The organism is Bartonella senegalensis OS02 (genome assembly GCF_000312545.1).
GTDB classification, from domain to species: Bacteria; Pseudomonadota; Alphaproteobacteria; order Rhizobiales; family Rhizobiaceae; genus Bartonella; species Bartonella senegalensis.
The window spans coordinates 229,986-242,815 of the sequence record NZ_HE997542.1 but is presented as its reverse complement, the minus strand read 5'-3'; the positions used below and the strand labels follow the sequence as shown (position 1 = coordinate 242,815).

The following is a 12,830-nucleotide window of genomic DNA, read 5'->3' as shown; positions in this document are numbered from 1 at the left end:
AGCCCCTATGATGTTTTATTGATCAAGTTTAAAAATTGATTTTCCTTTAACAAAGGTTTGAATAACACGTCCTTGGAAATGTGCTTTCTCAAAAGGTGTATTTTTTGAACGTGAATACAGTTTTTCTGTAGAGACTACCCATGGTTCATCAAGGTCAACTAAAATAAGGTCTGCATGAGCGCCTTTTCTGAGTGTTCCAGCATTGAGGTCAAAGAGTTTTGCAGGTGTGGTTGACAAAAGTTCAGTTAATCGGAGAAGAGAGAGGGTTCCGTTATGATAAAGGCGTAAAGCTGCACTCAATAGAGTTTCCATACCGATAGCACCTATGGCTGCTTCACTAAAGGGGAGATGTTTTTTATCAAGACTTTGAGGATCATGAGAAGAAACGATAATATCCACTGTTCCATCTTTTATTGCTTCAATCATTGCTAGACGATCTTCTTCTGTACGCAAGGGAGGCATAAAACGAAAGGAGGTGCGATATTCACCAATGTCATTTTCATTAAAAGATAAATGATTAATCGATACACCAGCTGAAATCTTTTCACTGCGTTGCTTGCCTAAACGAAGTGCCTCAACAGACAGTGCTGTTGATATTTGTGCGGCGTGATAGCGTGTTTGTGTTAAGGCTGCTAAGCGCAAATCTCTTTCGAGGGGGATAACCTCTGCTTCGCGGGGTATTCCAGAAAGTCCAAGCCAACTGGCTAGAAGACCTTCGTTCATCACACCTTGTCCTATGAGATCTTTGTCTTGTGTTTCGTGTATCAAAGCAACATCAAAATCACGTGCATAAGTCATTGCACGCCGCATAACAGATGAATTTTGAAGTGTTTTTTTTCCTTCACTAAAGGCAATGGCTCCTGCATCCTTTAGTAAGCCAAATTCGGCTATTTCCTGTCCATTGAAATCTTGAGTGATGGCAGCAACAGGATAAATATTAACTAATGAGATTTCTTGTACTGCACGCGTAATAAATTGAACAAGTGCTACATTATCGATAATTGGATGTGTATTTGGCATCATAAGAAAAGACGTAATACCGCCTGCTGCTGCAGATTGGCTTGCTGAAGCAAGTGTTTCACGGCTTTCATTTCCTGGTTCTCCAACAAACACTTGGGCATCAACAAGTCCAGGAAGAATTGTTTTATTTTGCGCATTAATAATTTCTGCACCTTCGGGAACTCCCTGATTAAGGGCTTCTTTTCCAGCAACTGTAATCAGTCCATTTTCAACAATAACGGTACCAATTTCATCGATGGTACGGGAAGGGTCGATAATACGAGCGTTTTGAAAAACAATTGGCTTTGTCATTTTTTTTCTCCACTTGCCTTAAGGCGTGAATCTAATACAGCCTCCATGACAGCCATACGCACAGCAATACCCATTTCGACTTGTGTATGAATCATGCTTTGTGGTCCATCTGCTATGTCAGATGCGATTTCTACACCACGGTTTATGGGACCAGGATGGAGAATAATACAATCACTTTTAGCGTAGGTTAGACTCTCTTTATGTAAGCCAAAATAATGAAAATATTCACGCATAGAGGGAATAAAGGAACCTGTCATACGTTCTTGTTGTAAGCGCAGCATCATGATGACATCAGCACCTTTAAGACCTTCTTTCATGGTGTTATAAACTTCAACACTCATATCTGCGATGCTTGCTGGCAAGAGTGTTGAAGGAGCGACAACACGAACACAGGCTCCCAAAGCGTTGAGACTGAGGATGTTGGAACGTGCGACACGTGAATGCAAGATATCACCACAAATTGCAACAGTTAATCCTTCAATACGCCCCTTTGTCCTTTTAATGGTCAGAGCATCTAATAAAGCCTGTGTTGGATGTTCATGTGCACCGTCACCGGCATTAATGACACAACAATCAACTTTTTGCGCTAATAAAGCAGCGGCTCCGGCACAACTATGGCGAAGGACCAATATATCTGGCTTCATTGCATTGAGGGTTGTGGCTGTATCAAGCAATGTTTCCCCCTTTTTTACAGATGAATTGCCAATAGCCATACTCATCACATCTGCTCCTAACCGTTTACCGGCCAATTCAAATGAAGATTGTGTTCGTGTGGAAGCTTCAAAGAAGAGATTAATTTGCGTACGTCCATACAATGTAGATTGTTTTTTATCCCTTTTTTTTAACAGGGGAACATTCGAATTTGCCCGATCAAGCAATATGGTAAGGTCTTGTACAGTTAGATCTTTAATACCTAACAGATGTTGGTGGGGGAAAAGGGGAAAAAAAGTATTTTGAGTCATAGCATTCTTTTCTATCTCTCTCTAAAGAGATTAAACAAGCATTTGTTTGGATGTGATAAACATTTTTTAACTGCAAAAAGACAAATAGTCTATGATATGAATGATTTGAATAATGGAATATGCCTATGAGTGCTGTATCTGCGCAAAACTCTCGCCGAAAAAATGCATTTCTCAGTGATACGCTTATGTTTCGCATTGCGTCCACTTTACCTACATTTTTATTAGCAAGTTTTGAGGAAATAGGAGATTTTGTAGCCAGTCGTAAGGCATGGGAGCTTGCCTGTTTAGCGAATCGCTATCGGCCAATATTGCACTATAACGACGAATGGGGGCAGCCAGCAGAAAAATTAGAGATACATTCTTCTTACAAAGCTCTTCAACAATATTCCAGACAAGCTGGCTTGGTCACCTCACTTTGGGAAAATTCTACTTCAGAAAATGGGGTACGCTATCAAGCGCGCGCCATCCGCTTGGCTTTATCTGCCAGTCTAGAAACGGGACATTTGAATGAAGTTATTATTACAAGTGCTGCTATTGCAGTTTTAATTAGTGATGTTGAGCTGTTTAAAAAATGGCAAAATGTCCTCTTATCACGTCAATATGATTTATCATCCAAACCTTTCAATAGTAAAAAAGCAGCTTCACTGACTTGTGCTTTTGATAATTTTGAGAAACATGAAAAATACGCTTTCAATTTTCCAAGTGTTAAAAAAGTTTCTTTTGATGAAAAAATGGGGCGTGATCTCTATCGTTTAAATGTTATAAAAACTAATGTTATCAATCCTCTAGTGGATGGATATCTTGTGAGTGCAGAGTTAGATGGTCATTTAAGCTGCTTTTTAGTGCCACGCATGCAGGAAAATGGCGCATTAAATGGGGCTATATTGATTCGTCATTTAGTGCCCCGTTCCGGAGAAACTTCAACGCCAGAGGGTATTGTTGATTTTCAAGGCAGTTGTGGTTGGCTTTTGGGAAATGCTGGAGAAGGCATTAAAGTTATTAAGGATATCGAAACGATGATGCGTTTCGATCAATCTGTCGTATCGGCAGGTGTTCTAAGGTCTGCTCTTCAATTTGCTATAGATTTTTTTCGACAAAAAATGCCAAACCAGCCTTTGCCCCCACTGACAGAACGTATTTTTGCTGATATTGCACTTGATATTGCTGCTGCACAAGCATTGGTTTTGCGTTTAGCAAGAGCCTTTGACAATGCAGCAAATGACCGCTCTGAAGCAGCTTTTGCACGAATCATGACGCCTATTATTGCTTATCATGTGAGCCAACTGGTTATCCCTATTATTGGTGAAATTATTGCTCAACTTGGCATTGAAAGCTTTATAGAGGGTAATCCACTATCGCAAATGTTGTGTAATGGACCTGCACGGATTGTGAGAAATACTTCTGCTAATCAATTGGTAAAAGATGCAATTCTCATAGCTGAAAAAGCACCGGGATTATTTCAGAAGTTGTTAGAAAAAATTGCTCTTGATATTGGTCCAGCTGGACCAAGAGCAATTGAGATTATTAAATCTGCTGGAGAGATGGCATCGGCAAATGAAGGAGCGGGAAGATTTTTTGTCGAACAAGTTGCATATGCAGCAGCAGCTGCATCGTTACGCTCTATAGACATAGAGCATGTGGCAAGTGCTTATATGGAAAGCCGTCTTGGGGGGCAATGGAGATCTTCCTATGGTATGTTGATTGCCCGATATAATGCAGGACTTTTGTTAAATGTGCTTTATCCTTCCATATGATGAAGGCTGTTGATTCTATCGAGAGCACCTTGCAAGATGAATGCAGCCGCTGCAGAATCAATCCGAGTTGCTCTTTTAGCCCGCGATACATCCATTTCGAGAAGAGAGCGTTCTGCAGCAACCGTCGATAAGCGCTCGTCCCAAAAAACAAATGGAATTTCTGTATATGCTTCCATATTTCTGACAAAAGTTCTGGTTGCTTGAACACGAGGTCCACTGCTTCCATCCATATTAAGAGGTAAGCCAATAATAACAACCCCCACATTTTCGTGGTCAAAAATTTTTATAAGTGTTTGCGCGTCTACTGTAAATTTTTTTCGTTGGAGTACAGAACGCGGATTTGAAAAAACAAGCCCTCTATCAGAAATTGCAATTCCAATAGTTTTTGTGCCTAAATCCAAACCTGCTATTATTTGCCCAGGCAAAAGATGCCTCATAACTTCATTGATGTGAATAACAGCCATATGCTTTATAATTTAAGTTCTTTATTTTTTAGATTTGTACTTATATTTTTTTTTAGTTTATCAATATTCTTGCGCTTGCAAAAGCAGCCTTGTATAGCCAGAATAAGAATAAAGGAATAGCAAAATAAAAACGCAGAAAGGCTTAGGATGTCTGTTAATCGGGAAACAGTTAAGCGAGTATCACATTTAGCGCGCATTGCTCTCCATGACGATGAGCTAGAACCTATGACAAAAGAACTCAATGTCATTTTAGGTTTCGTGGAACAATTAAATGAAGTGGATGTCAATGGAGTTGAGCCATTAACATCGGTGATGCCAATGGCTTTACGAATGCGTGAAGATAATGTCACAGATGGTGATAAAGCAGCAGATATTGTAGCAAATGCGCCTGTTACGGAAGACAGTTTCTTTCTTGTCCCAAAAGTCGTCGAATAATTTTTTATATTTTTAAAATTTGAGAACCAATATGACCGATTTAACAACCCTTACAATTGCACAAGCCCGTGATGCTTTAATAAAAAGAGAGCTTAAAGCAACTGAATTAACAGAAGCTTATTTAAAGGCAATTGAATTGGCCAATCCGATCTTGAATGCTTATGTGGCAATAACAGCAGAACAAGCAATGAAAATGGCTGCTGAATCAGATAGCCGCTTGGCTAAGGGCCAGGGGGGAATTTTAGAGGGAATTCCATTAGGAATTAAGGATCTTTTTGCGACACAAGATGTTCATACACAAGCCTGTTCTTATATTCTTGACGGTTTTAAACCGCACTATGAATCAACAGTGACTGCTAATCTATGGCAAGATGGAGCTGTTATGTTAGGAAAGCTTAATATGGATGAATTTGCTATGGGTTCCTCCAATGAGACGTCATATTATGGTTCAGTTATTAGTCCATGGCGAAAAAAAGACTCTAATGAAAAGCTCGTACCAGGTGGTTCTTCAGGAGGTTCAGCTGCTGCTGTTGCGGCAGGGCTTTGTATGGGGGCAACAGCGACAGATACAGGTGGTTCAATACGCCAACCTGCTGCATTTACTGGTACTGTAGGGATTAAACCAACTTATGGGCGTTGTTCACGGTGGGGAACCATTGCTTTCGCCTCGTCACTTGATCAAGCTGGACCTATAGGGCGAGATGTTCGAGATTGTGCCATTTTGCTTAAATCAATGGCCTCTTTTGATGAAAAAGATTCTACTTCGGTGAATTTATCGGTGCCTGATTATGAAAGTTCTCTTGGTCAGTCGATTAAAGGAATGAAAATTGGTATTCCGAAAGAATACTCTCTTGAGGTAATGTCATCTGAAATTGTTGAGCTTTGGCAAAAAGGAATCAATTGGCTAAAAGAAGCAGGCGCTGAAATCAAAGAGATTTCATTACCCCATACGAAATACGCTTTGCCTGCTTATTATATTGTGGCTCCTGCAGAAGCATCTTCTAATTTGGCCCGCTATGATGGGGTTCGTTTTGGTCTTCGTATACCAGGAAAAGACGTTATTGAGATGTATGAAAATACTCGCTCAGCTGGTTTTGGTCATGAAGTAAAACGACGTATTTTAATTGGTACTTATGTTCTCTCATCAGGCTATTATGATGCTTATTATCTTAAGGCTCAGAAAGTAAGAACATTAGTAAAACGTGATTTTGATCAATGTTTTGCTTCTGGAATTGATGCTATTCTCACGCCAGCAACACCGACACCAGCTTTTAGTATTGCTGATGAAAAAATAAAAAATGATACGGTGGCAATGTATCTTAATGATATTTTTACTGTGCCAGTTAATATGGCTGGTTTACCAGGAATTTCTGTTCCTGCCGGTCTTTCATCAAATGGCTTGCCGTTAGGATTGCAGTTGATTGGTAAACCTTTTGCTGAAGAAGTTATTTTTCAAATAGCACATATTATAGAACAAGCAGCCGGAACATTTAGCGCTGAGAAGTGGTGGACATCATAATAAAAAAGCTTTTCTTTCAAATTGCTTAAACTCAAGATTAGCAACGCATGCTGTTTCTGAAATTGAGTGAGAGTTTTATTAGAAAAGCTATTTACTGAGCAAGAGAGCCAATCTTCAATTGATTTTAGAAAAACAAGCAATCACAAAAGACTGTGAAACAAGCTATGAAATATACAGTATTATAAATGTTTTTTTGGTAAACAGTCTTTTTTAGAAGAATTTATGGATTCCCTTTATAAATTTATAGGTTCTTTTTATAAAAAAGTAATAAAGAACTTTTCTTCACTCAAGAATGTTACGACATCTTGCAATCGTGTTCCCCGATAAATTTAAGAACTATTTGGAAACAAGTGAAAAAATCTATCTCGAACTTTGAGAGAGTATATAAAGATTAAAAACGATATTTCTCCTCATATAGAGAAATAAGTACGCTAAAGGGGCGACATTTAAGCTTAATCGTTACCTATGTTACTTATCCACCAAGATATGCTTCTTTAACACGAGGATCAGAAAGCATAGCTTTTCCTTCACCATGAAATAAAATATGACCAACTTCCAGAATATAAGCATAATGAGCAATGGAAAGCGCTGCAAATGCATTTTGTTCAATAAGAAGAACGGTTTTTCCCATATCATTAATTTTTCGGATAATCGAAAAAATTTCTCGAACAAGAAGTGGGGCTAACCCAAGAGAGGGTTCATCTAATATCACCATATCAGGATTACTCATGAGTGCGCGCCCTACAGCGAGCATTTGTTGTTCACCACCCGACATCGTTCCTCCTAACTGCTTTGCTCTCTCACGCAGGCGCGGAAAGAGATCAAATACCCATTCGATATCACGTGCAACCCCCAACTTATCATGGCGGATATAAGCACCTAGATGAAGATTTTCTAAAACAGTCAGATGGGGCATAATGCGCCGTCCTTCAGGGCTAACAGCAATTCCCAACCGCAAAATGTTCTCTGGTGATTTTTTAATAATGGACTCATCTTTATAAATAATCTCTCCACAAACAGATCGATTAAGCCCTGTAATAGAACGTACAATACTACTTTTTCCTGCTCCATTGGCACCAATTAAAGTAACTATACTGCCCTTTTTTATAGACATAGAAAGATTTTGAATAGCTTTAATGGCACCATAATTAACGTGAAGATTTTTAATTTTAAGAATATTCATAGAAATCTCCGCCAAGATAAGCTTCTATAACTTTAGGGTTGTTACGAATTTCATCTGGTGTACCATTGGCAATGCAACAGCCATATTCCATTACTAAAATATATTGGCAAAGCCCCATAACAACTTTCATATCGTGTTCTATAAGCAAAATTGTAAGGTCAAAATCTTTTTGCACTTTTGCTATGAATTTTCTAAGCTCTTTACTTTCCTGTGGATTCATACCAGCAACAGGTTCATCAAGAAGCAGTAATTTAGGTTTTGTTGCAAGAGCCCGTGCAATCTCTAAACGTCGTTGCACACCATAAGGCAAAGTCATTGCAGATTGATTGGCAAGGTGATCAAGCTGCAGACGCTCAAGCAGTTCCATCGAATTTTTATAGATTTCTCTTTTCTCTTTCACGGCTTTAGAAAAAAACAGAGCTGAAGCAAACCACGGATGTTTTTGGCGAACATGAGCCCCTACCATAACATTTTGTAAAACTGTTAGCCCTGAAAAAAGGCGAATGTTTTGAAATGTTCGCGCAATATGGCGCTTGCAGATAATATAAGGAGGTGCTCCAGAAACTTTTTTTCCATCAAAAAGAATGGTTCCACTGGTAGGCGCATAAAATCCGGAAATCATATTAAAAACAGTTGTTTTCCCCGCACCATTAGGACCAATTAAACCAGTAATTGTCCCCCGTTTGATAGCCATATTAATATTATTTACAGCAACCAATCCGCCAAAACGCATTACGATATTATTGAGTGAAAGGATAGTGTCGTTCATAGCTTTCCTTCAGGATTAGAGAGCTTCTTGCGTTTAAAAAAACCATAAATGCAATTCCATGAGAATTCATGTTGTCCGAACAATCCTTTTCGCCAAAATAAGATAATGACGAGCAATAAAAGAGAGAAAACGACCATCCGGAGCCCTGGTGTTTCTGGAATATGTATAAAACCTAAATCAAATGGACTCTCAATAATGCGAAGCCACTCAAGCATAACTGTAATAATAACGCTCCCAACAATACTGCCTGTAATCGAACCAAGTCCTCCAGCAACAACAATCATCAAAATATTAAAGGTAAGGAGAAAATTGAACATTTTGGGATCGATTGTTGAAATCAGAGCAGCCATTAATGCTCCTCCAACACCGGCAAAAAACGCCCCCACAGTGAAGGAAAAGCTACGGTAGAAAAAAGCGTTAATCCCCATTGTTTTGGCTGCTATTTCATCATCACGAATAGCACGCAATACATTACCAGTATTGCTTCGCAGTAAAAGAGTAATGAAGACGACTGTAAATGCTAACCAACCATAGTTCCACCATAATGTTGCATTTTGAGGTATTCCTTTGATTCCTAAAGAACCATTTGTTAGAGATGTCGCGTTTGTAATAACAATACGAATAATTTCTGCAAAGCCCAATGTTGCAATTCCAAGATAATCTCCACCAAGACGTAAAATAGGAAGGGCAATCAATAAACCTACAACCGCAGCACACAGACCACTTATAACAACAGCCACAAAAAAAGGTAACTGTAGATTATGCAACGGCTCAGCTATAGGGTCAAGAATCCACATCATTTCTTTTTGTTCAGGAGAAAGAAGCAAAATTGCGCATACATAAGCGCCAATAGCCATAAAGCCAGCATGTCCAAGAGAAAACATGCCTGTGAAACCGTAAATCAAATTCAGTGAAATTGCTAATATCGCATTGATAGCGATAAGATTGATGACACGCAGTGTGTAATCATTAAAGTGGCTATCAGCGTAAAATAGAAAACCGATAAGAACAAGAATACTGATACAAGATAAAAAAATTGAAGCTGATTTTGCCATCAAATTTTCTCCTGACTTTTTTTGCCCATCAAACCAGTAGGCATTACCAATAAAATCAGAATTAATAAAATAAATGCGAAGGCATCTCGGTATCCGGAGAGTGCGGGAAAGAATGCGACAATCATAATTTCAATAAATCCTAGTAACAATCCCCCCAACATTGCTCCTGGAATTGAACCAATACCCCCGATAACAGCTGCAATAAATGCTTTGAGTCCAGGAAGAATGCCCATATAAGGTTGAATTTGAGGATAACGCAAAGCCCACATGATGCCTGCAATAGCTGCAAGTGCCGAACCTATCCCAAAAGTGAAAGCAATGACTTTATTGACAGAAACACCCATCAAACGAGTCGTTTCAATATCATGAGAAATTGCACGCATAGCAAGACCAGGTTTTGTCTTATGGATAATCCATAACAGCAATATAATAAGAACAACCGAAACAATTGGAACAATCAGAGACATGGGAGCAATTCTAATAACTCCACTTTCCCCAGCCCCTAAATGCCATAGGAATGGTGTCACAAGAAAATCTGGTTGTTTTACCCCCTTTGGGACACCGCTAAAAATTACGGTAGCAAGATTTTCAATAAAAAAGGAAACTCCTATTGCACCAATAAGCGCTGAAATACGTGGAGCATGACGCAGAGGTCTATAGGCAAATTGATCGATAGTAATACCTACTGCACTTGTGATAAAAATCGAAAAACAAAGAGCTAACATCCAAATTGGTGTGAAATCTTGTGGCGCAATTTTAAAATAATAAATGAACGCTAAAATCAAAGTGAAAAAAACAGTAACCCAATAAATTTTAGGGCGTTTTTTAAACCCTATAAACACTGAATAGTAAACGAAAAGAGCTAACAATATCAGAAGAACAGCAGCCCAAGCAGGGATAAAACTGATTGTGGAAAAGAAAACAAAATATGCCCCTAGCATAAAAATATCACCATGAGCAAAATTAATGAGTCTTAGAATACCATAGACCATGGTGTAACCAATTGCGATAAGCCCATAAAGGGCTCCTAATGCAAGTGCATTAAAAAAATACTGGATGAACATTTCAGTGCTCATCTCTTGTCCTTCCGCATTTGTTAATTCAAATAGAAATGAAAGAGGCAATCAAAAGACGATTTTATCGAACAACAATTCCCAACTAATTCTCGTATTTTGATTAATAAGATTTTTTGATTTTTCTAAAAAGCAGGTTTGACTTCATCTAAATAGACACGTTTTCCATCTTTTATTTCAATAACACCGATAGGAATTTTAGGGTTATGGTTTTCATCCATAGACATATCACCAAAGGGTGTTTGGAAATCTTTTAATTTGCTCAGTTCAATAGTGATTTTTTCACGATCGGCACTGCCAGCATTTTCAATAGCTTTGATAAACATCATATAACTTGTGTATCCCAAAACAGAATTGATGTTTGGTTTTTTATCAGGATAAGCTGCTTTCCATTCTTTCGTGAATTCTTTTGCAGCCTCTGACATATTTGGCATATCTTCACTGTAAGGGAGTGTTGTATGTAGAAAGCCCTCTGCAGCCTTTCCTGCAATTGTAATGGTTTCTGGATTATCCATGGCATCTCCGCCCATAATTCGAAACTTCGCCCCTAATTCACGTGCTTGTTTCATGATGATGGCACCTTCAGAAAAATAGGATGGAATAAATAAGACATCAGGATTTTGCGCTATAATCTGTGTAAGAACAGCTGAAAAATCCTGATCTCCAGAATTATAGTTTAAATCTGAAATAATCTCACCACCTAATTTTTTAAAAGAACGCACAAAATAACTGGCAAGACCAATGGCATAATCATTCGATATATCTTTGAGTATAGCGGCTTTTTTTGCATGCAAAGTTTGAATTGCATAAGTTGCAATCCCTACACCTTGGTAGGAATCAATGAAACAAGCACGAAAGTAATATTTTTTACCTTGTGTAACAAGCGGACTGGTTGAAGAAGTTGCAATAGTTGGAGTTCTCGCCTTTTCGGATATTTCTCCACCAGCCAATGAAAGTGAAGAGCCGTAACTCCCAATAATTCCGCTTACTTTATCACTTGCAGTTAAGCGCATAACAGCATTTGCAGCTTCCACTTTATCCGATTTATTATCAACAACAATAAGTTCTACCTTACGTCCTAATATCTCTGGAACTTTTTTGTGTGCTAACTCTATGCCTCTAATTTCAAGCTGCCCCCCAAATGCATTTTGACCACTTAACGGAAGATAAACACCAATCTTAATGGAATCACTTGCATAAACATTTGTTAAGAGTGTCATTACAGCTGTAACTGTAGCAAAAATTCTCCTCAATTGCATTGGGCAACTTCCTTAGTTAATTGTGATTTTTGCACTTTATCGCGAACTTCTTTATCATGCAAGTTACACATGAATGAAAATCGCATTGTTAAAAAAATCTTTTGTATGATCTCTCTTTCAGTAAAAAACACCTCTTAAGATACGTTAAGCGTATAATCAAACACTTTATTAGCTCTATGGGATGATGTTAACAATAGAAAATACGACAATATGGGGAAATCTTAATCTTGGGGCTTGCGTGTTGATACAATCACAATGTTTACTGAGACATTAAAGAATCAATATCATGCAATTTATACCTACAGGATCACGTTTTATTATGGCGAGTAAAGATGCATTAAAGGATTATTCCCTGTCTGAAGACAGTATAAGTGCTTGTGGTGAGATTATTGAAATCAGTGGTGTCATTAAGTGGTTTGATGGGAGTAAGGGGTATGGATTTATTGTGCCTGATTTACCGAATTGTCCCGATATCTTACTGCACGTTACGGTAATGCGCAGGGACGGCTTTCAAACAGCTTTAGAGGGTGCTAAAGTTGTTTGTGCTGTAGAAAAAACTGAACGAGGGTTAAAGTGCGTTCAAGTGAAATCTATAGATTGTTCATCTGCGATTCATCCTGCAGAAATTCCAGCTCGGACGCATGTTGTTGTTACTCCAGAAAGTGGTTTAGAACGCGCAATTGTTAAATGGTTTAATCGTGATAAGGGATTTGGTTTTCTAAGCCGTGGACAGGGAACAGAGGATATTTTTGTTCATATGGAGACATTGCGTCGTTTTGGGTTAGCAGAGCTTCGCTCTGGTCAAGTTGTTCTTGTCCGTTTTGGCAAAGGGGAAAAAGGCTTGATGACAGCGGAAATTTATCCGGATATAGGAATCCCATTTTCTACACATTGAGTTGCACTCTTAAAGCTACATACTCTGTGTTTTTGAGAAAGAGGTATGAGTTTGAGTGCAAACAACTTTAGCAATCGTGAGCAATCGTATGTGCAAGAGAAAACATATTTGTAAAATTGCTGCTGATTGTTCATAGCGTACTGAAAATGGT

Annotated in this window: 12 protein-coding genes; 4 read left to right on the top strand and 8 right to left on the bottom strand. The window is 38.5% G+C overall.

The genetic code is table 11. The features are described from left to right. Positions 1–15: 15 nt before the first annotated feature. The gene (locus BN200_RS06855; RefSeq protein ID WP_019221806.1) at positions 16–1,311 is read right to left on the bottom strand and encodes a dihydroorotase; all 1,296 of its coding nucleotides are present in this window, start codon (positions 1,309–1,311) and stop codon (positions 16–18) included. Further along, positions 1,308–2,273 (bottom strand): aspartate carbamoyltransferase catalytic subunit, encoded by a 966-nt coding sequence (locus BN200_RS06850; RefSeq protein WP_019221805.1) that lies wholly within the window; start codon positions 2,271–2,273, stop codon positions 1,308–1,310. The genes BN200_RS06855 and BN200_RS06850 overlap by 4 nt, the downstream gene beginning before the upstream one ends. Before the next feature lie 125 nt (positions 2,274–2,398). Between BN200_RS06850 and BN200_RS06845 the strand changes: the two genes are divergently transcribed. After that, positions 2,399–4,027 carry an acyl-CoA dehydrogenase family protein gene (locus tag BN200_RS06845; RefSeq protein WP_019221804.1) on the top strand — a complete coding sequence of 543 codons (1,629 nt, stop codon included), beginning with the start codon at positions 2,399–2,401 and terminating at the stop codon, positions 4,025–4,027. Here BN200_RS06845 and ruvX read toward each other — a convergent pair. After that, positions 4,012–4,491 carry a Holliday junction resolvase RuvX gene (ruvX, locus tag BN200_RS06840; RefSeq protein WP_019221803.1) on the bottom strand — a complete coding sequence of 160 codons (480 nt, stop codon included), beginning with the start codon at positions 4,489–4,491 and terminating at the stop codon, positions 4,012–4,014. The genes BN200_RS06845 and ruvX overlap by 16 nt on opposite strands. 147 nt (positions 4,492–4,638) lie before the next feature. Between ruvX and gatC the strand changes: the two genes are divergently transcribed. After that, entirely contained in the window at positions 4,639–4,926 is a 288-nt protein-coding gene (gene gatC / locus BN200_RS06835) for an Asp-tRNA(Asn)/Glu-tRNA(Gln) amidotransferase subunit GatC (RefSeq protein ID WP_019221802.1), read from the top strand. 31 nt (positions 4,927–4,957) lie between these two features. After that, positions 4,958–6,445 (top strand): Asp-tRNA(Asn)/Glu-tRNA(Gln) amidotransferase subunit GatA, encoded by a 1,488-nt coding sequence (gene gatA, locus BN200_RS06830; protein WP_019221801.1) that lies wholly within the window; start codon positions 4,958–4,960, stop codon positions 6,443–6,445. Between the two features lie 472 nt (positions 6,446–6,917). Here the strand turns inward: gatA and BN200_RS06825 are convergent, their stop codons facing one another. The 5 genes from BN200_RS06825 to BN200_RS06805 form a co-directional block, all read right to left on the bottom strand. Further along, entirely contained in the window at positions 6,918–7,628 is a 711-nt protein-coding gene (locus tag BN200_RS06825; RefSeq protein WP_019221800.1) for an ABC transporter ATP-binding protein, read from the bottom strand. Then, positions 7,615–8,397: an ABC transporter ATP-binding protein gene (locus tag BN200_RS06820; RefSeq protein ID WP_019221799.1), complete on the bottom strand. Its 783-nt coding sequence runs from the start codon at positions 8,395–8,397 to the stop codon at positions 7,615–7,617. The genes BN200_RS06825 and BN200_RS06820 overlap by 14 nt, the downstream gene beginning before the upstream one ends. Continuing rightward, positions 8,394–9,452, bottom strand: coding sequence for a branched-chain amino acid ABC transporter permease (locus tag BN200_RS06815; protein ID WP_019221798.1), 1,059 nt, complete (start codon positions 9,450–9,452; stop codon positions 8,394–8,396). Before BN200_RS06815 ends, BN200_RS06820 begins: the two co-directional genes overlap by 4 nt. Further along, positions 9,452–10,528, bottom strand: a complete 1,077-nt coding sequence (locus BN200_RS06810) for a branched-chain amino acid ABC transporter permease (protein ID WP_019221797.1) — start codon at positions 10,526–10,528, stop codon at positions 9,452–9,454. Before BN200_RS06810 ends, BN200_RS06815 begins: the two co-directional genes overlap by 1 nt. A gap of 122 nt (positions 10,529–10,650) precedes the next feature. Continuing rightward, entirely contained in the window at positions 10,651–11,784 is a 1,134-nt protein-coding gene (locus BN200_RS06805; RefSeq protein ID WP_019221796.1) for an ABC transporter substrate-binding protein, read from the bottom strand. Between the two features lie 319 nt (positions 11,785–12,103). Between BN200_RS06805 and BN200_RS06800 the strand changes: the two genes are divergently transcribed. Beyond that, complete coding sequence (locus BN200_RS06800) at positions 12,104–12,679, top strand: cold-shock protein (protein WP_034989289.1); 576 nt, start codon at positions 12,104–12,106, stop codon at positions 12,677–12,679. The last annotated feature ends 151 nt before the right edge of the window (positions 12,680–12,830 follow it).